General features: G+C 68.9%; 18 protein-coding genes. 10 read left to right on the plus strand and 8 right to left on the minus strand.

The features are described from left to right. Window positions 1-55 precede the first annotated feature (55 nt). Window positions 56-1,522, plus strand: a complete 1,467-nt coding sequence (locus ACYU98_RS11700) for a UDP-N-acetylmuramoyl-L-alanyl-D-glutamate--2,6-diaminopimelate ligase (RefSeq protein ID WP_460468397.1) — start codon at window positions 56-58, stop codon at window positions 1,520-1,522. Between the two features lie 85 nt (window positions 1,523-1,607). Here the strand turns inward: ACYU98_RS11700 and ACYU98_RS11705 are convergent, their stop codons facing one another. Continuing rightward, window positions 1,608-2,597, minus strand: a complete 990-nt coding sequence (locus ACYU98_RS11705) for a 3-hydroxyisobutyryl-CoA hydrolase (protein ID WP_460468398.1) — start codon at window positions 2,595-2,597, stop codon at window positions 1,608-1,610. Between the two features lie 104 nt (window positions 2,598-2,701). On the opposite strand from ACYU98_RS11705, the gene ACYU98_RS11710 reads away from it, so the two are divergent. From ACYU98_RS11710 to ACYU98_RS11730, 5 genes are all read left to right on the plus strand, one after another. Beyond that, complete coding sequence (locus tag ACYU98_RS11710) at window positions 2,702-3,454, plus strand: glycerophosphodiester phosphodiesterase (RefSeq protein ID WP_460468399.1); 753 nt, start codon at window positions 2,702-2,704, stop codon at window positions 3,452-3,454. Between the two features lie 19 nt (window positions 3,455-3,473). Next, window positions 3,474-3,899, plus strand: a complete 426-nt coding sequence (locus ACYU98_RS11715) for an ATP-binding protein (RefSeq protein WP_460468400.1) — start codon at window positions 3,474-3,476, stop codon at window positions 3,897-3,899. Window positions 3,900-4,059: 160 nt separating this feature from the next. After that, on the plus strand, window positions 4,060-4,932 hold the full coding sequence (locus ACYU98_RS11720; RefSeq protein ID WP_460468401.1) for a DUF5926 family protein: 873 nt from the start codon (window positions 4,060-4,062) through the stop codon (window positions 4,930-4,932). Continuing rightward, window positions 4,932-5,627: a glycosyltransferase family 2 protein gene (locus ACYU98_RS11725; protein WP_460468402.1), complete on the plus strand. Its 696-nt coding sequence runs from the start codon at window positions 4,932-4,934 to the stop codon at window positions 5,625-5,627. Before ACYU98_RS11720 ends, ACYU98_RS11725 begins: the two co-directional genes overlap by 1 nt. Beyond that, window positions 5,624-7,069 (plus strand): glycosyltransferase 87 family protein, encoded by a 1,446-nt coding sequence (locus tag ACYU98_RS11730; RefSeq protein ID WP_460468403.1) that lies wholly within the window; start codon window positions 5,624-5,626, stop codon window positions 7,067-7,069. Before ACYU98_RS11725 ends, ACYU98_RS11730 begins: the two co-directional genes overlap by 4 nt. Window positions 7,070-7,077: 8 nt before the next feature. On the opposite strand, the gene ACYU98_RS11735 is transcribed toward ACYU98_RS11730, so the two are convergent. Continuing rightward, window positions 7,078-9,105 carry a hypothetical protein gene (locus tag ACYU98_RS11735; RefSeq protein WP_460468404.1) on the minus strand — a complete coding sequence of 676 codons (2,028 nt, stop codon included), beginning with the start codon at window positions 9,103-9,105 and terminating at the stop codon, window positions 7,078-7,080. A 72-nt stretch (window positions 9,106-9,177) separates the two neighbouring features. Here ACYU98_RS11735 and ACYU98_RS11740 point away from each other — a divergent pair, with 72 nt between their 5' ends. Further along, window positions 9,178-10,407, plus strand: coding sequence for a glycosyltransferase 87 family protein (locus tag ACYU98_RS11740; RefSeq protein ID WP_460468405.1), 1,230 nt, complete (start codon window positions 9,178-9,180; stop codon window positions 10,405-10,407). Here the strand turns inward: ACYU98_RS11740 and ACYU98_RS11745 are convergent. Next, the gene (locus ACYU98_RS11745) at window positions 10,319-12,433 is read right to left on the minus strand and encodes a hypothetical protein (protein ID WP_460468406.1); all 2,115 of its coding nucleotides are present in this window, start codon (window positions 12,431-12,433) and stop codon (window positions 10,319-10,321) included. The two genes, ACYU98_RS11740 and ACYU98_RS11745, sit on opposite strands and share 89 nt — an antisense overlap. Before the next feature lie 113 nt (window positions 12,434-12,546). Continuing rightward, window positions 12,547-13,176, minus strand: coding sequence for a TMEM165/GDT1 family protein (locus tag ACYU98_RS11750; RefSeq protein ID WP_460468407.1), 630 nt, complete (start codon window positions 13,174-13,176; stop codon window positions 12,547-12,549). Window positions 13,177-13,212: 36 nt separating this feature from the next. Here ACYU98_RS11750 and ACYU98_RS11755 point away from each other — a divergent pair, with 36 nt between their 5' ends. Both ACYU98_RS11755 and pheA read left to right on the plus strand, forming a co-directional pair. Continuing rightward, entirely contained in the window at window positions 13,213-13,692 is a 480-nt protein-coding gene (locus ACYU98_RS11755) for a DUF4446 family protein (protein ID WP_460468408.1), read from the plus strand. A gap of 46 nt (window positions 13,693-13,738) precedes the next feature. Then, window positions 13,739-14,680 (plus strand): prephenate dehydratase, encoded by a 942-nt coding sequence (gene pheA, locus ACYU98_RS11760; RefSeq protein WP_460468883.1) that lies wholly within the window; start codon window positions 13,739-13,741, stop codon window positions 14,678-14,680. A 1-nt stretch (window position 14,681) separates the two neighbouring features. On the opposite strand, the gene ACYU98_RS11765 is transcribed toward pheA, so the two are convergent. Genes ACYU98_RS11765 through ACYU98_RS11775 form a run of 3 tightly spaced genes read right to left on the minus strand, consistent with a single transcriptional unit; the run spans window position 14,682 to window position 16,824 of the window. Then, on the minus strand, window positions 14,682-15,425 hold the full coding sequence (locus tag ACYU98_RS11765; protein ID WP_460468409.1) for a class F sortase: 744 nt from the start codon (window positions 15,423-15,425) through the stop codon (window positions 14,682-14,684). Window positions 15,426-15,462: 37 nt separating this feature from the next. Continuing rightward, window positions 15,463-15,918, minus strand: coding sequence for an SRPBCC family protein (locus tag ACYU98_RS11770; RefSeq protein WP_460468410.1), 456 nt, complete (start codon window positions 15,916-15,918; stop codon window positions 15,463-15,465). A 3-nt stretch (window positions 15,919-15,921) separates the two neighbouring features. Continuing rightward, the gene (locus ACYU98_RS11775) at window positions 15,922-16,824 is read right to left on the minus strand and encodes a diacylglycerol/lipid kinase family protein (protein ID WP_460468411.1); all 903 of its coding nucleotides are present in this window, start codon (window positions 16,822-16,824) and stop codon (window positions 15,922-15,924) included. Window positions 16,825-16,906: 82 nt separating this feature from the next. Between ACYU98_RS11775 and serS the strand changes: the two genes are divergently transcribed. Next, window positions 16,907-18,223: a serine--tRNA ligase gene (gene serS / locus ACYU98_RS11780; protein ID WP_460468412.1), complete on the plus strand. Its 1,317-nt coding sequence runs from the start codon at window positions 16,907-16,909 to the stop codon at window positions 18,221-18,223. 51 nt (window positions 18,224-18,274) lie between these two features. Here serS and ACYU98_RS11785 read toward each other — a convergent pair whose 3' ends face one another. Further along, window positions 18,275-18,748: a sunset domain-containing protein gene (locus tag ACYU98_RS11785; RefSeq protein WP_460468413.1), complete on the minus strand. Its 474-nt coding sequence runs from the start codon at window positions 18,746-18,748 to the stop codon at window positions 18,275-18,277. Window positions 18,749-18,766 lie beyond the last annotated feature (18 nt).

Genomic DNA, 18,766 nt, shown 5'->3' on the forward strand with positions numbered 1-18,766 from the left:
ACGCACCTTTGCGTGGGTTCCGGGTCGTGGGCGCGCTCGTTGCTAATCTCACCGGGTGAACCTGACCTCCGCTGACCTCGCCCGCGTCCTCTCCACCGAGGTGCCCGTCGACGGCGAGTTCACCGGCGTCACCCACGCCTCCAACCAGGTCGAGCCGGGCGGGGTTTTCGTCGCGATCAAGGGGTTCACCTCCGACGGCGCACGATTCGCGCCCGACGCGATGACCCGCGGGGCTCGACTGGTGGTCGCGCAGCAGCCGATCGACGGCATTCCCACGGTCGTCGTCCCTGACGCGCGCATCGCGCTGGCTCGCCTCGCCTGCGCCTTCGCCGGCAACCCGTCCCACGACCTGACCGTCTATGGCGTGACCGGCACCAACGGAAAAACCACGAGTTCCTATGTCCTGCATGGGATTTTGTCGACCGCGTATGGCCAGGAGGCGACCGGCCTGCTGACCACCGCGGAGATCGTGGTGGGCACTCATCGCGAGCCTGCGATCCGTACGACGGGGGAGGCCCCGCAGGTGCAGGGCAACCTGCGGCGGATGCTCGACGGCGGGGTTCACCACGTGGTGCTGGAGACCAGTTCTCACGGCCTCGCGCTGCATCGTGTTCTCGGAACCCATTATGCCGCAGCGCTGTTCACCAACCTCACCCGGGACCACCTGGACTTCCACCCGGACATGGAGGACTACTACCTGACCAAGCGTCGGCTCTTCGAGATGACCGAGGGTCCGAGGCTGACCAACGCCGATGATTCCTACGGTCGTCGGATCGCGCAGGAGATCACCGGGACGTTGACCTACGGCGCCGCGGACGATGCTGACTACCGGATCGAGGATGCGCGGATTGAGGGCGACGGAAGCGCGTTCGTTCTGAACACCCCTGGCGGGCAGGCAATTTCGTTGCACACCCCGCTGCTGGGTGACTACAACATTCACAACGTGGCCGGCGCCGCTGCGGTGGTGTTGGAGATGGGCCTACCGGTCGAGACCCTGGTTGATGCGGTCGCGCACATCCCGCAGGTGCCGGGCCGATTCGAGCGGGTGCCGGCCGCGCGTGAACGTGGTTTCGAGGTGGTCGTTGACTACGCCCACACCGATGACGCCCTGCGGGTGTTGCTTGAGGTGGCCCGTGAGGTGACAAATGCGCGCGGGTCGGATGCGCGGCTGATCGTGGCGTATGGCGCTGCGGGAGAACGGGATCCGGGCAAGCGGGCGCCGATGGGGCGGATCGCATCGCAGTTCGGCGACATCAACATCATCACCACCGATGATGCCTACTCCGAGGATCCGCAGGCCATCGCTGATGAAGTGATGAGCGGCGCTGACCCGGCCAACACTCAGATCGTGCTCGACCGTCGTGAGGCGATTCGGCAGGCACTCGACCAGGCGCGCCCGGGCGATGTGGTGGTGGTGGCCGGCAAGGGCCACGAGCGGGTGCAGCACCTCCCGACAGGTGACATCGAGTTCCACGACGCGACAGTGGTGGCGCAGCTGCTGGCTTCTAGCTCCGCGGGCTGAGCCGGATCCCGTTGGTTGAGCCGGGCGAGGCGTTAGCCGAGTCCGTGTCGAAACCAGGGTGCAGGACGCCCGAACAGTTGTCAGCTCAGAGCGAGCCGACATCCCGGCGCGCCTGCGGCAGCGCCTCGGCCAGCGACCCATGCGCCCAGCGCGGAGCGCGGTCCTTGTCGACCAACTGCGCGCGTACTCCCTCAGCGAAGTCGGGCTGCGACGAAACGATCTGCGCCAGGGCGAGGTCTTGGGCCAACACCGCATCGACCGACCCGAGGGTCGCGGCCCGGCGCAGGGCTAGCAGTGTGACGCAGACCGCGTACGGCGAACGTTGGCTGATCGCCTTCGCCGCCGCCTGCGCCTGCGCCGACGGGTGGCCGCTCAACCGCTCGACGATCCTGACCGGGTCGTCGCCAGCATAGCACTCGTCGATCCAGTTCCGTTCTGCTGCAAGCTCGCTCGACGCCTCGACCGAGGTGTAGGACACCTCGCCAGAGCGCATCGCGTCGAGGATCGCACTCCAGTCCGACGAGTCGACCAACGTGTCGGACAGCCCGGCATAGACCGCGTCGGCGCCGCTGATCGTCGCGCCGGTGAGCGCCAGGTGGGTGCCGAGTTCACCCGGAGCTGCGGCCAGAAGATGCAGCGCGCCCACATCGGGGAAGAAGCCGATGATCGTCTCGGGCATCGCGACCTTCGTACGTTCGGTCGCCAGCCGAACCCCGCAGTGCGCCGAAATGCCGACCCCGCCGCCCAATACGAACCCGTCTTGGAACGCGACGATCGGCTTGGCGAAGTGGGCGAGTCGGGCGTTCATGGCGTACTCAGCCTCGAAGAATTTCTGCCCATCGGTGCCTTCGGCGACGGCCCGGCGTACGGCGACCACGTCGCCTCCGGCGCACAACCCGCGCTCGCCGGCGCCCTCGATCGACACCACCTCGACGGCGTCGTTGTCGGCCCAGGCCTGCAATTGGTGATCGACCGCGGCGACCATCCCCAGCGTCAACGCATTCAGCGCACGCGGGCGGTTCAACACGATCCGGCCAAGCGCTCCCTCGACCGTGAACAGCACCTCGTCAGTCATGCGGCCACTCTCCCAGACGCTGCAGTTCCCCTCCCAACCCTGCAGTCCGCCGGGGCGGCGGGAAGGTCCGCCGGATCGTGCGCGAGGTGCGCAAGACTGGCCCCGTGACGACTCCACTGGTCATCGCCCACCGCGGCTCGAGCGAGCGCTATCCCGAACACACGCTCGCTGCCTACGAGCAGGCCATCGTTGATGGCGCCGACGGCGTCGAGTGCGACGTACGCCTCAGCGCCGACGGCGAGTTGGTCTGTATCCACGACCGTTCCCTCGAACGCACCAGCAACGGCAAGGGCGTCGTGTCGGCGCTGACCCTGGCCGAGATGCGGTCGTACGACTGGGGCTCGTGGAAGGGCGACGGTCACCACGCGCAGGTGCTCACGCTGCGCGAACTGATCGAGTTGTTGCTCGCCGCCCCGCGCAAACTGCAACTGGTCGTCGAGACCAAGCACCCCGCCAAGGCCGCCGCGCAGGTCGAACGGTCGCTGGCGGAGCTGCTCGCCGAATATGACCTGCTCGACCCCACGAATGCGCCGCTGCAGGTCCGGCTCATGTCGTTCTCCAGCCTCGCCGTCGGACGGTTCATCAAGCTGGCGCCGAAGCTGGAACGGGTGCAGCTGATCGAGGCCGTGCAATTGCCGCGCTTCCGCGCTTCGCTGCAGCAGGGCGTCACGATCGCCGGGCCCGGCATCGGCCTGCTGCGCCGCGACAAGGCGTTCGTGCAGCGGCACCACGACCGCGGCCACCAGGTGCACGTATGGACCGTCGACACCCCCGAAGACATCGACCTGTGCCTTGAGCTCGGGGTCGAGGCGATCATCTCCAACCGTCCGGTGGCCGTACGGGACCACCTCGCCTGACGCATGGCAGGATCGGCGCATGCCCGAATCCACGAACGACACCTGGGTGCGCACCGTGCGCCTTGCCTTCCTGCCCGACTCCGTGCCCGAGATCCGGCGCGCGCTGCGCGAGGACCTCGCGGAGTCGACCGTGCCGGCGCGGGTGATCGAGGAGACCGAAACGGTCGTGTCGGAGTTGGTCGCGAACGCGATCCTGCACGGCCGGCCGCTGCCCGACGGCACCATTCGGGTGCACTGGAAGGTCCGCCCGCCGCGGATCGAGGTCGAGGTGTCCGACGGTGGCGGCGATCGCGTTCCGCAGCCCAAACCGCCGACCCCCTGGGCTAGCAGTGGCCGCGGGCTGCGCATCGTCCGCTCGCTGGCCCACGAGTGGGGCGTGTCTGATGAAGACGGCCGCACCACCGTTTGGGCCGCGATGGGCGGCCCGTCGAGGCGTCGGGTCTGAGGTCGCGTTCGTACGGGTTGGCTCCGGGTTTCGACACGGACGCGGCTACCGCCTCGCCCGGCTCAACCAACGGGCGAGACCGGCTCAACCAACGGGCGAGACCAACGCAGCGAGACCGGGCCAGGTCGGCGCAGGACCGGAGAAAGTAGGCTTACCTCCCATGGGTAAAGCTGCGCGCCGCAAGGCCGAACGGATGTCCGCCGGGAAGCCGCCGAAGGTCGCTACGGCGCCTTATGTCGGCCGTCCGTTCGAGGGTCTGCCGAACGAGGGGCAGTGGGTCGCGCTGCGCGAGCTCATCTCCGCCGGAACGGCGCCGCTGACCGTGCAGTTCGATGGTGAAAGCCACGACGTGACGCTCGCCAGCGTGTTGCCGATGGCGTGGCCGGCGCTCAAGCGCGACGACGGCCAGGTGCTGGTCGCGCTGCAGTCCGGCGTCGGGTCCGGCGACGCTTCGCGCGACATCGCCGAGACGATTCGCGCGGCGATCGCGCTCGAGCCGGGTGTCCCGCTCGAGACGCCCCCGCAGGCCTCCGCCGAGAGCCCGCGCTTGCAGGACATCGTCACCTCCACCGAGCTGGCGATCACCCTGCAGGAGGGTTTCGATTTCTGGGTCGAAGGTCAGGAACTCGACGCCGAGGGCCAGGAATCGATGCTGCGGGCGAACGAAGCGATCTCGCCGACCTACGCCCTGACCAGCGCCGATGGTGCTTACTGGACGAAAATCGGCGACCGCACGTTCATCCGCTGGGTGCTCGAGGGTGATGAAGACGCCGGCACCAACGCGATCGCCCGGCTCCACGCTGCTGGCGAATCCGGCCTCGGCGAGGGCCGTTTCCTCGGTGCTTTCCGCGCGTACGGGCTGCTGGTCCCGGTGTGGGAGGTGCCCGCGGCTGCCGCGGCCGACTCCCACGAGGACGGGATGGCCGCGCTGCGCAAGCGTTTCGAGACCGCGCTCGCCGTGACCGAACCGCTGACGGCCGACGAACGTCGTGCCCGGGCCGGAGTGGTGGGCCGACAGATCACGTTGCGTTGATGGTTGTCCGTCACGGCGCCGTCGCCATCGTCCCCGCCAAGGACGAGGCGGAACGCATCACCGCCACCATCGACGCGCTGACCGCGCTGCCGCAGGTTCTCACGGTGATCGTCGTCGACGACGGATCGGACGACAACACCGCCGAGTTGGCGCGCGACGCCGGGGCGCATGCGACCAGGCACCCGCGCAACCAGGGCAAGGCGCAGGCCCTGATGAGCGGGCTGCGTTATGCCCACGAGCTGGGCTACGACCGCAGTCCCGTCGTGTTCGCCGATGCCGATCTCGAGGAATCTGCGGCCGCTCTCGGCGCGCTGATCGACCCGGTGTTGGCCGGCGATGCCGATCTGACGATCGCCAACCTCCCCCCGCAGAAGACCAGCGGAGGCGGTAGCGGTCGGGTGGTTCGGTTGGCGCGCAAAGGAATTGCCGACCGTTCGGGCTTCGAGGCGAAGCAGCCGTTGTCGGGTCAGCGCTGCCTGACGCCCGCCGCTTTGCAAGCCGCGCTGCCGTTCGCAGCGGGCTGGGGAGTCGAGGTGGGCATGACAATCGACGTGTTGCGCGCCGGTCTGCGGGTGCAGGAGGTGCCGGTCGACCTGCACCACCGCGTCACCGGAACTGACCTGCGAGCTGTGCTGCACAGGGCGGCCCAATATCGCGATGTCGTCCGCGCGCTGCGGAAGCGCCGAGCCGCGTGAAGATCCTCCAGCGCCTGGCGACCCCCTTGCTGGTGGTCGCCTTCGGTTTGCTGCTGCTCGTCGGCGCCGGCCGCACCTCCGCGGCCAAACCGCCGCTCGGCGAAGGCCGCTTCGCGCCGGGCCCGCTGATCCCGTGGTACCCCTCATCCATCGTCGCCACGACCATCCTCTTCATCGCGTACGTCGCCGCGGCCGTCGCTGTCCTGTTGCGTTTGTGGACCCGGCCGGTCAACTCCACGCGTTGGTGGATCGTCGGCGGACTCGCGGTGGCGGCCCTGCTCACCGGACCGTTCGGCTCGGCCGACCACATCAATTACGCCGCGTACGGCCGGATCGCGGTCGGCGGTGGTGACCCTTATACGCAATCACCCCTGGCCTGGCATCACGGCCAAGACCCAGTGACCAGCGCCGTGCAAGTGCCGTGGCGGGAGACGCCGAGCATCTATGGCCCGCTGGCGACCGCGCTGCAGGCCGTCGCGTCATGGATCGGCGGCTCGTCGCTGCGTGACACCGTCTGGATCTGGCAGATCTTCATGGTCGCGGCGTGGCTCGGGGTCCGCTGGCTGCTGCGCCGCCTCACCGACGACGCCGAAGCCCACGCCCGCATCGACGTCCTGTGGACGCTCAACCCGCTGGTCTTCGGGGTGCTCCTGCTCGGCGCCCACGTCGATCTGCTGGCCGCCGCCTTCGTCATCGCGGCCCTTTGGGCCATGCGCGAGAACCCATGGGCAACAGGGATATTCGTAGGGGCGGCGTTCTGCACCAAGGTGACCTACGGCATCGTCCTGCTCGCAGTTCTGTGGGCTTGGCGACAACACCCGCCAGCCGACTTTTCGCGCCGGCTTCGAGCGCTCGCGATCGGCTTCGCACTGCTGGTGATTCCCGCGTACGCCCTCGCCGGACCGAACGTGTTCCATCAGCTGGGAGCGGCGGGCGGCTCCTTTTCGTACGCCTCCCCGTGGTCGCCGGTGATCCGCGGGCTGCGCCATCTGGTGCAGGAATGGACGGTCACGACCATCGTGTTCGCGCTCGCCGCATTGCTGATGCTGCTTTTTGCGTGGGGGGCTCACCGGTTGATCGGGCGGCTCGACCTCGCCCAAACGGTCGCCGATCCGGCGCAGCGCGAGGCGATTGTCCTGACCGGGGTGCTGATGACGGTTTACGCGCTCCTCGCGCCCTATTCACTGCCGTGGTACGACGCGGTCACCTGGGCGCTGCTGCCGCTCCTCGTCGGTTTCGTCTGGGACGAAATTCTGGTCGGGCGGATGCTGTTCATGACGCTCGCCTACGCCCCCGGCCGTGCGTTCGGGATCAATCCCGGCGTCGAGGACTGGACCCTCGGCTTCCGCAGCAACGTGACGCCCTATGTGAACTGGGCGGCGCTGCTGGCGATGTTGCTCGCCGGTTGGCGAGTTGCGCGCAGCCCCCGTTCGTTGAGGTAACTCGAGCGTCAGATCCGGATCGTCTTGTCCTGCTCCGCCCGCAACCCACATCCCGCGACCACCAGCGCGGCGGGAACCGCGACGATCAGCCCGTTCAGCACGATCGAGAACCCGGAGTCGTTGATCAGGTAACCGATCGACCAGAGCACCAGCAGACCGATCAGGGTCTCCCGGGCGAACGGCACTCGCTCCAACCAAGCGGCCAGCGGCGCCCCGAAGCGCGACGACGGACGAGCCACCAGCCAGATGAGCGCAATGAGCGCCACGACGACCAGCGGGCTCACCGGGGTGCCGAAGGTCAGCCGCAGGTTCGCCATCAGCTTCTCGCCGATCACCCCCCCGCCGTCACCGTCGATCACCTGCTGCACGAACTTGCCGAGGTGGGTTCGGGAGGCGGCCGGGCGTGACCAGTCGATCAGCGCGAGGATCGCCGCCACCCCGACCGCAATCGCTACGCCGAGCAGGGCGAGTCGCGGCCGAATCCGAATGCCAATCGCCAGCAGCACCAACACAAATCCAGCGATGACCACCGCCGGTGGCCCACCGAAGTCGGCGCCCCAGCCCGGCCACCCGTCGACCACGATCGTTGCCAGGGCTGCCAGCCCGATCAGCCAGGCGGCCAGCCGCCGCTCACCGCGTCGAATCAGCTCACCGGCGCCCAGGCCGGCCGCGAGCAGGCCACCGGTCGCCAGCAGGGCGAACCCGACATTGCCCATGCCGTAATACCGTCCGCCGTTCAGCGGCTGCAGCCCCAGCGGCGCGCGGAACTGCAGGGGCGACCCGCGCAAGGTGTCGACCGCGAGGATCACCCAGGTGGTGGCGCCGACCACGACGGCCGGCCCGATGGGGTGACGACGCCACGCGCCCGCGTAGGCCAGGCCGGTGATCAGGGCCGAGAAAAGCAGGCTGCTGACCACCAACCAGAGCCCCGACGCGGGCAGTCGCTCCCATGGAATCCACATCGCCAGGAAGCTCGCCGCCGGCACCGCGGCGAGCAGGGTCAGCAGCGGCGGCAACGCCGGAGGAACAGCAGTTCGCTTGCGCCACAGAAGAACTCCGGCGAGTACGACCAGCAACCCCCACCCGGTGACTAGCCAACCCACCGCGGCGTACGTCCCCCGCAGCGCCGCTGCGAGGTTGCGCGCGTCGCCGACCAGGCGGGCCGACGGGGTGGAGTTCGGGGAGACCTGCAGCGGCGAGCCCTGCACGCCCGAGGGCACCTTCCCCAGTCGGGCAAAGGCGGTCGCGGACAGGTCGTTGAGTTGCACGACCCCCTGCTGCCGCACCGACGCCGACCAGATCGTGCCGTGCTTGGTGGAGTTACCGATGACGTAGAGCGCGCGCAGATCGGGCGAGCCGCCACGGGGTCCGTCACCGAGGCCGGCGATGATCACCGTCGCATTCGAGGGGACCAGCGAGAAGGCCGCGTCGAGCTGCGCCATCGTGGTGTGGGCTGATCCGTTCGAGGCGTCGACGAGCGCCAGCGGACAGGTCAGCCGCGCGCCCTTGGTCGTGGCCGAATAGTGGGCGACGTGTCCAGTGGAGTTGGCTGCCGCAAGCGCTGCCGCGGGGCCAACGGCCTGCACGCAGGCGCCCCTCTTCTCGTAGGCGGATCCGAGCGAACCGAGCGCGCTGCGGTCGGCGGACCGCCAGGAAGACCACTGCGGCCAACTGGCCGCACCCCCGGAGACGGTCGGGGTCGGCGGCTTCGCGCAGGCGTTGCCCGGCAGCGAGATCCCTTGTCCGGCAGAAAGACTCACCCAGGCATCCGTGGTGCAGGTGCCCGTCTTGGCGGCGCGGGTGTTGAGCGATCCGAGGGCGCCGTAGTCGAGCGTCCGCCACAGGTCGGCGTACGAACTCTGCGTCACGTCGCTCCAGGTGAGGCCGGGGGCGCCGATCACCACAGTCTGCGCGTCCTGCTTCAACTCCACCCGGTGGACCGGTTTGTTCACCCACCCCAGCAGGGCGACGAACGAGACGAAGGCGACGACCGCGGCCACCACGGTCGCCTCGAAGCGGCGGGGGAGGTCGGTCATGGGGGCCAGGCTACGGTCCTTCGCGCGGCGGGGGTGTTCGCCGGGGGGCGTTTGACGGGCAACAATGCTCCGGTGACCACCGACCCGCGCCGCCGCCTCGCGTGGGCTGGGGCGATCTTGCTGATCCTTGCCTCGGCTTTCCCGCTGATGTGGCAACACCTGGTCGCCGCCCATACCGGTCGCTGGCAGGTCGACCTCGACGTTTATCGCACCGCGGGCGTCTCCCACCTCATCGGCCGGCCGGTCTACGACGCGCTCACTCAACCGCCGCAACTGCTGCCGTTCACCTATCCACCCTTCGCCTCGATGCTCGCGGTGCCGCTCGCGCTGGTTCCGTTCAAGGTCACCGGGTGGATCTGGTGGTTCACCCAGGCGCTCGCCGACTGCGCGATTGTCTGGCTGGTCGGCCGCCGCTGGTGGGGTCGTCCGCAATGGTGGGCTCCGCTGGCTTACGGCGCCGCGACGGCGGTCGGTCTCCATCTGCTGCCGGTCAGTGACGGGCTGCGGTTCGGGCAGGTCGACGCGTTCCTGATGCTGATCATCCTGGTGGACCTCTTGCGGGTCAGGGGTTTTCGCTGGCTGCCCAGCGGCGTGGGCGTCGGTCTCGCGGTCGCGATCAAACTGACTCCGGGCGTCTTCCTGATCTGGTTCCTGGTCACCAAGCAGTGGCGCTCGTTGCGGACCGCCACGGCGACTGCCGCTGGCGCGACCTTGTTCGCCTACGCCCTGGACCCCACCAACTCGACCGCGTTCTGGTTCGGGGCGCTGCTCGACCCCGAGCGGCTCGGCCACAACGACACCGTCGCGAACCAGTCGATCCGTGGGGCGTTGCTGCGCCTACATCTCGACGGCGCGGCCGGGTCGTTGCTCTGGCTGTTGCTCAGCGCGGCGGTTCTCTGGCTTGGAATGACCACGGCCAAACGGGCGTACGAAACGGATCGGCTGCCCGCCGCGATCGCGGCGGTCGCGATCACCGGGCTGCTGATCTCGCCCGTGTCGTGGATTCACCACCACGACTGGGTTCTGCTGATCCTGCCCGTGCTGGTGACCTTCGCCGGCCGGCGGCCGCTGGGCTGGGCCGTGGTCGCGACGGTCTTCGTCATCTACCTGTTGAAATGGCCGTGGTGGGCCTATTGGGCGGCCGGTTCCCCGACGACCTACGGGACGCCGTGGCCGTTCACTGCGTGGATCCAGGTGGTCGGCGACACCCCGCTCATTGCTGCGGTGATCGCTCTTTGCGCGGTAGCGAGATATCTGCGATCCGAGCGCGCTGCATCACCGTCAGCGGAATCAGCAGCATGAGTCCGGCCGGCGGGATGCCGGTGCCGGAGTCGTTGAGGAAGAACGCGATCAGCAGACAGACCGTCACCGCGGCGAGGCCGTTGCGCAGGATCGGCAGGTAGTCCAGAACCGGCTGCAGAGGCGCCGCCAACCGCGACGACGGCCGCACCTGCAGGTAGATCATCGCGACGATCAGCAGCGGCACCAGCATGGTCAGCCACGAACCGGTCAGCATCGTCCAGTTCGCCTCCCAGATGCGTGACGCCCGATCGAAGTTGCCGTGCTTGACGACCTGACCGAAGAAGTCGCCGAGGTGGGTGCGGTTCGCGGGCCCGCGCAGGTAGTCGATGGCAGCCAATCCGGTCACCGTCGCGGCCGCGCCACCCACGACGAGCGTGAGCCGAACCCAGGTCAGCCGCCAGCCGGCGGTGTTGATCGCCAGGTAGGCGAAGGCGGGCACGAGCGCCAGCGGTCCGCCCGCATCAGCCCCCCAGCTGGGGTAGCCGTCGACGATGACGGCGGCGATGCCGACCATCACGACGGTCAGGGCGCCGAGGCCGTGCCGGCCGCGATCATTTCGTACGAGGGGGTTCGCCACGATGGCGGCGAACATCAGCGCGGCAGTTGCGAACCAGGCGTACGCGACGTTGCCCATGCCGTAGAAGCGTCCGCCGTAGACCGGCTGGAGGCCGAAGATCGACAGCAGCTGCAGCTCGGTTCCGTGGGTGGCGTCCAGGGCGATGATCGAGCCGGTGATCAGCATCAGGGCGGCGCTCGACCCCCCGAGCCAGCGGCGCCAGGGGCCGACCAACGAGATGAGCGCCAGGCTGAGCGCGATCGCGCAGATACCGATCGCCAGGGCCAGCCGCGGTCGGCCGAACCGGACCCACGGCAGCAGGTTGACCAGCATCGTCGACACCGGCATTGCCACCGCGGTGGCCGCGACGACGGAGACCAGCCGGTGGCCCGCGACGCGCAGCCGGATGTTGTTGAGCCGGCGCGCCAGCAACACCAGCACCCAACCGGCCGACAGCCCGGCGACGATCAGCAGGTAGAACGCGATGACGAACGAGGTAACCGCCGCGTGTTCGTGTTTGAGCGACTGGATGATCTCCGCCGTACGAAGCAGTGGCGCTGTCGGGCTGCCCGACGCCTGCACCTGTGGCAGCCGCGCCTCCGGCAGGTTCGGGGCGGACTTGCCGAGCCGCGAGAAGAGCATCGCCGACACGTCGGCGAGCTGGATGATGCCGCGCTGACGGGTCGATTCGGAGGTGAGCAGACCGTGTGGGGTGTGTTGGCCGTAGATCACGACGGGGTGCAACTGTTCGGGGCCGAGGTCGTCGGCAATGCCGGCAACGATGATCGTCGCGCCCGGTGGCGCGTGGTCGATCAGGCTGCGCAGCAGCGTGTCGTTCGGGCTGTCGAGGCTGATCAGCGAGACGTCACAGGCCGCGAAGTCCATCGACGTCGGGTCGGGCAGATAGTGACTGACGACCCCGTTGTGGTCGGCGGCGCCGATCGCGGCGTACCGCCCGGAGGCTTGGACGCACTTGCCCGACCCGGCGGGCGCGAGCTCGGTAGAGAGCTTGCCGATGTCGGCGGGCGCGGACCGGGCCAACGTCGTACGCCGCCAGGTCGGCCAGTCGGGGAAGAGCGCCGAGCCGTCGTCGAAGGTCTCCATCAACGGCGGCTGCGGGCAGGCGCCGGGGGTCTTGCCGTCCGGGGTCATGCCGACGCCCGGCCACAGGCTGGTGCGGACGCCGGCGGAGATCGTCAGCCAGGACTGCGCGGAGCAACTGTGTTCGGTCAGTCCGCGGGTCGACATCGCGCCGATGGCCGACTTCCGAGCGATCGACCAGAGCGCGGAGGTGCGCGACCAAGGCGAGTCGTAGAGCGTCAGGCCACTGACCCCGATGACGATCGTCGGTCCCTCTTGCTGGCCGACGGGAACCAGCGGGGGCCGAGACTGCGCCGCGGACCACACAATCCCCGCCGTCAGGCATGCCATGACGGTGAAGGCGGTGATCAGGACCCAGCGGCGTAGCACCGAGTCAGCCTAAGTTGCTGGGCTGTGTGGTTGTCGTCACGATCGAAATTTCCGCGACCGTTTCCGCAGTTGGCCGGGCAGTCGGCCGGGCAGTCGGCCCCCGAACGTGCGCGTCAGACCGGCAGCCAGCCCGGCATCTCGACGCCGACCAGCTGCAGCGCCATGACGGCGGCGAGCACCACGCAGATCCCGCCGGCGACGCGGCGGATGGTGGCCAGCGGAATCTTGGTCAGCAGCGCGCGCCCCAGGAGGGCGGCCAGGCCGGAGACCAGCGCGAGCGCCAGGAATGCGCCAACACCGACCGAGATCGGGTGACCCTGACGCGCGGCGAAACCGGCCGTTGCCAGCTGGGAAAGATCGCCCCACTCGGCCAGGAAGAGCACCAGGAAACAGGTGGAGACCACCTTGAGACCGTGGGCCTCGGTCATCGACTTGGCGGTGAACTCCTCCTCCGCCTCGTGTTCCTCCTCCTGGGCGTGGGAGGCACCCCGGATCAGCAGGAAGCCCGCAACCAGGAAGAGCGCCAGCACCACGGCCTGCACCGGCTTCTCCGGCAAGCGCGAGATCAGCCCACCGGCGGCAACGGCGACGACGGTTTGCACCAGGAAGGCCGCGCTCACCCCGACCCATACCAGCAGCGGGCGGTAGCGGGTGGCCAGCACCAGCGTCGCGATGAAGGTCTTGTCGGGCAGTTCGAGCAAGAAGATGGTGGTGAAAACTGTGGCGGCGAGTGCGAAGTCCATGGCGCGGTCCAGGGTAGAGGCGGCTACCCTGCGAGCGTGAATCCGACCGCTCTGCTCGCCTGCATCGTCGCCCTGCTGGCGCTCGCGGTGGCCGTCGTGGCCCTGCTGCGATTGCGCGCGGTGCAACGCAACTTCCACGTCTTGTGGGGCGATGCCGAGCGCGGTCACGACGTCGCGTCGGTCGTACGCAATGAGCATGATCGGATCTCCGCGCTTGACCAGCGGGTCACCGCCTTGGGCGGGCGAGTCGACGCGGTCCACGCCCACGTCGCTGAGGGGCTACGCCACGTCTCGGTGGTGCGCTACGACGCGTTCGGCGACATGGGTGGCCGGCTCTCGTTCTCCGCGGCCATCGTCGACGACTCCGGCGACGGCCTGGTGATCAGCTCGATCCACGCCCGCGGTGAGTCGCGCACCTACGCCAAGGGCGTGATCGACGGGCGCAGCGAGATCACGCTCACCCCGGAGGAACGCCAGGCGCTGGCCGCGGCCCGGGCTGACCGAGAAGACGCTTAGTCCGAAATGCAGAGGTCTCCGCGGTGACCGGCGGACGCGGGCCATGATGGGGCCCATGACGTACGGCTACTTCGGCCCCCGCGGCACCTTCACCCAGGCGGCGCTGGCGTCCTACCTCGAATCGGTCGGCGCGCCAACCGATCTGACGTCCTCGACGCCCTACGCGACGGTCCCGGCAGTCCTCGACGCCGTGTTGGCCGGCGAGGTCGAGTTCGCGATGGTGCCGATCGAGAACTCCGTCGAGGGCGGGGTCTCGGCCACGCTCGATGCGTTGAACGCGCGCGACGCCCTGTTCATCCGGGCCGAGGTGCTGGTGCCGATCACGTTCGTGTTGGCCGCGCCGAAGGGCGTCGCGCTGACCGACCTGACCGGCGTGGGCTCGCACTCGCACGCTTGGCCGCAGGTGCGCGGGTGGATGGCCGCGAATGCGCCCGGGGCGGCGTACGTTCCCACGCTCTCGACCGCGGCCGCCGCCGAAGCGCTCGGCGAGGGTAGGGACGTTCCCTATCAGGCGGCGGTTTGCGCGCCGATGGCTGCGAAGGCGTTCGGCCTGGAGGTGCTGGCTGAAAACATCGGCGACAACGCTGGTGCGGTGACCCGGTTCGTGCTCGTCTCTGGCGGTGGCTCGCTACCCGAGCCGACCGGAGCCGACAAGACCACGATCATGCTGTTCCAGCACGACGACCACGCCGGTGGCTTGCTGGCGTTGCTGGAACAGTTCGCTGCGCGCGGGATCAACATGACCCGGCTGGAGTCCCGCCCGACCGGCCACGCGATGGGCGACTACTGCTTCTCGATCGACTTCGAGGGTCACGCCCGCGACGAGCGGGTCGCTGAGGCGCTCATGTCGCTGCACCGCGTGGCGGCGAGCCTGCGGTTCTTCGGTTCATATCCGCGCGCCGACCGGCAGCCCGCCTCGGTGTTGCCCTCGGCCACCGATGCCGCGTTCGCGGATGCGCAGGAGTGGCTGGCGTCGATCACCGGCTGAGTCAGGCCGGCCGCACCCACACCACGTAGTTGTTCAGGTGGTGGCCGGAGACCACCTTCGAGTTGCGATCGCAGGTGATCAGCGCGACGACGGGGGAGGCCGAGCCGCCCCAGACGCGCTGGTCGGTCTGCAGTTTCGTCTTGAGCACCGATTCCTTGTGGCTGACCGTCCACCTCAGAACCCGGCCGTTGCTGCAGTTGACGGTGACCGACGATCCGACCGGCACCCGGTCGAGGTTGTAGAAGTCGTCGGGGCCGTCGTACTCGACATGTCCGGCGATCACCGAGACGCCATTGGCGCCGGGCTGGGGCGATCGGTCGTACCACATGGTCGTGTGGGCGGGTGGGTAGATCTGGCCCTGCGCGTTGACGCCCATCGCGCGGATCGGCTCGACGATCCCGACGGCGGGAACCGCCACCTTGGTCGGAACGCAGCCCTTGCCGGGCGTGCCCGGGACCGAGCTGGGGGTGCTGTTGGTGGTCGGCTTCGCGACGGTCGTCGCCGAGGGGTTGTACGCGACGGAGCCGGAGGACTTCGACGACGTGTTCGATGGCGCAGATGACGACGTGGACGCAAACGATGTCGCCGACGCCGACGCCGACGAAGGAGTAGTTGCGGCGCTCGTGGTCGACGCAACGGTCGTGGCGACCGCCGAGGAGGACGTCGTCGCGTCGTTCGACGAACCGCCGCAGCCGGCGAGCAGCAGCGTAGGGAGGGCCAGGACCCCGAGCGTGACTCTGCGCATCGGTTCAACCTTTCGAAGCCGGGGGAACACTCTCAGCCTAAGTGGCCGCGGCCTCTCTCGCGCGTCGCTCCAACCGCTGCACCCCGGACCGCATCATCAGGCGGTGGTTCGCGACGAGCAACGGGCGCAGCGGACCCGCCAACCGCCGCGCGTACGAAGGACCTTCGACGGTCGCGTATTGCTCGTACGTCAGCGCGGTCCCCGCGCCGCCGGGACGCACGACGAACCGCGTCCAGCCCGCGAGATCGCCGTCCAACGACGCCTGCAGAGTTCCGGTCGACTCATCGTCCACCTGTGCAATCAAGTTGAGGCGCAACGTGACTGGCAACAAACTGCGGATCTCGACGCGGCCGCTGATGTCGTCGTACGGATCGACGGAGCGGATCTGTGGCCACCACGACGGCCACGCCTCCACGTCGTGCAGGACCGCGAAAACGGCCGCGCAGGGGGCGTCGAGACGGTGTTCGGAATGGAAGCGGAACGCGGCGGCCACCGCTCAGCGCACCCGTACCTTCAACGAGCGGGGTCGAACGGTCACGCGCAGAGCGCGCGCCGCCGGGCGCACATCGCCGTCGATCTCGACCTTCGTCGGTCGGTCGCAGCGCACCGTGACGGTGGTGCTGGTGCGGTGCTGAACGACCGGGGAGTCGGTGGTCGAGCGAGTCAGAACCTTGCCGAGCACGCGCACCCACTGGGTGCGCCGGGCCGCGACGACGACCGTGTTGAGGATGCCGTCGTCGATCTCGGCCTCGGGCATCAGGCGCACGCCGCCCTGCAGTCGGCCGCAGTTCCCGACGAGCACCGCGGTCAGCGGGCGGGCGGGGGTGGTCGGGCCGCCATCGAAAGCAACCGTCATCGGCGTGGGCTCGGCGTTCGCGTGTTGCACCCCGGCCAACGGGTAGGCCAACCAGCTCGCCCGTTGCTTGAGGGACTCGGAGGTGGAGTCCATGATCTCCGCGTCGAGCCCGATGCCGACGATCACGACGCCGGTCTGCGCGTCCTCGAACACGCCGTCCCCGTCGCGGTCGAGTTCGATTGCGAGAGTGTCGATCTCACGCGTACGCCCGGTGAGGGCCACGCGCAGCGCGTCGGTGGCGCGGCGATGCGGGAGGTTCAGGTTGCGGGCCAGGAGGTTGCCGGTTCCGGCAGGGACGATGCCCAACGGCACTCCGGAGCCCACCATCCCGTCGGCGACGCAGCGCACCGTTCCGTCACCGCCCAAGGCGATGATCAACTCGACCCCTTCGGCGAGCGCCTGCAGGGCCTGGCCGCGGCCGGGGTCGTCGGCGGTGGTCTCGAGCCAGAGCGGTGGCGCCCAGCCGAGGTCGCGAATCATCGAGTCGATGGGGGCGCGGTTGACCCGCTTGGTCGGATTGACAACGACGGCGCAACGCTTCATGGCGGGGCTCAGCCTGCCAGGTTCTCCCGCGGGGGAGAAACCGACGCGCGTCACGGATCCTCGCCCGACTACCCTGGCTCGGGTGATCGACATCAAGTTTCTGCGCGAGAATCCCGACGCCGTCAAGGCGAGCCAGCGTGCCCGTGGTGAGGACGACGGCATCGTCGACCAGATCCTCGCGGCCGACAAGAACCGCCGCGGTGCGCTGAGCGAGTTCGAAACGCTGCGCGCGCAGCAGAAGTCGGTCTCCAAGGAGGTCGGCGTCGCGATGGGCCGGCTGAACAAGGCGAAGAAGGCCGGTGAGGATCTCGGACCGCTGGAGGCCGAGGCCGACCGCGTACGAACTGACGCCGCGGCGCTCGCCGCGCGGGTTCGCGAACTCGACGCCCACGCCGGCAACGAAGCGGAGACGTTCAACGCGTTGATGCGCAAGATCGGCAATATCGTGCTCGACGGGGTGCCCGCTGGTGGCGAGGAGAACTTCACCACGCTGCAGGAATACGGCACCAAGCCGGAATTCGACTTCGAACCGCTCGACCACCTCGCGCTCGGCGAGAAGCTCGGCGCGATCGACATGGAGCGCGGCGCGAAGGTCAGCGGCAGCCGCTTCTACTACCTCAAGGGTGTCGGCGCGCAGCTGTCGAACGCCCTCATGGCCTACTGCCAGCAGATCGCCCGCGAAGAGGGGTTCACCCAGCTGACCGTGCCGAATCTGGTGCTGCGGCGCACCATGGCCGGCGCCGGTTTCATCGACGCCCACGCCGACGAGGTCTACCTGCTCGAGGCCGACGACCTGTTCCTGACCGGCACCTCCGAAGTGGCGCTCGCCGGCTATCACGCCGACGAGATCCTCGATCTGAGCAACGGCCCGCTGCGCTACGCCGCGACGTCGACCTGCTACCGCCGCGAGGCGGGGTCGTACGGCAAAGACACCCGCGGCATCTTCCGCGTTCACCAGTTCAACAAGACGGAGATGTTCGTCTACTGCCGGCCGGAAGACGCCCAGGCCGAGCACGACCGCCTGGTCACGATCGAGCGGCGCATCCTGGACGGCCTCGAACTTCCCTACCGCGTCATCGACGTCGCCGCTGGTGACCTCGGCGGCCCGGCCGCACGCAAGTACGACTGCGAGGCGTGGGTGCCGACGCAGGGCACCTACCGGGAGTTGACCTCGACCTCGAACTGCACGACCTACCAGGCGCGCCGGCTCGGCGTTCGTTTCCGCGGGGCCGATGGCAAGCCCGAGGTCGCCTCGACCCTGAACGGCACGATGCTGACCGACACCCGCCCGATCGTCGCGCTGCTGGAAAACCACCAGCAAGCCGATGGCTCGGTGCGCGTTCCGGCCGCGCTGCAGGCGTTGATGGGCACCGACGTGCTGCGTCCGATCGCTGGTTGAGTCGGGGTTTGAGTTGACCCGCCGCCGCCCGCAGCGCTTCGTCGCCGACGCTCAGACCTTCGACTTGCGGTAGCCCGCCTTGATGGCGGCGGCCTCCGTGGCGAAGCACATCTCCGGCTTCGTCTTGCTGTAGAAGCGCTGCCACGGCAGGTGGTAGATGTGACTCGAAAGGTTGCCCTTGATCGGCGCCCAGCTCGGGCAATTCCACGAGCCGTCCGGCGGACGGTAGGACGTCGGGTTCGTCACCTTGACGTACTTCCGCACGCTGAGCGAAGTCTTCAGGGTGCTCGTCTGGACCACCCGTACGGTCCAGTAGCCACTGGCGCTCGGGGTGTACTTCGCGGTGTAGGCGCCCGCCGTGGTCGTACGGGTGGAGCCGATCAGGTTGTTCGCTGGGGTGCCGTCGCGACGGCGTGAGTCGTGGTGAGCGTGGACGCGGCGATCGCGGTTGCGGGGACCGCGCCAAGGCGCGCGACAGTGCGGTTCTGGTTGAGCCGGGCCGGCGCGCTCGAGAAACCCTGGCACCGCACCCGTTTATGTCGC

The sequence above is a fragment of the Calidifontibacter terrae genome (assembly GCF_054778835.1).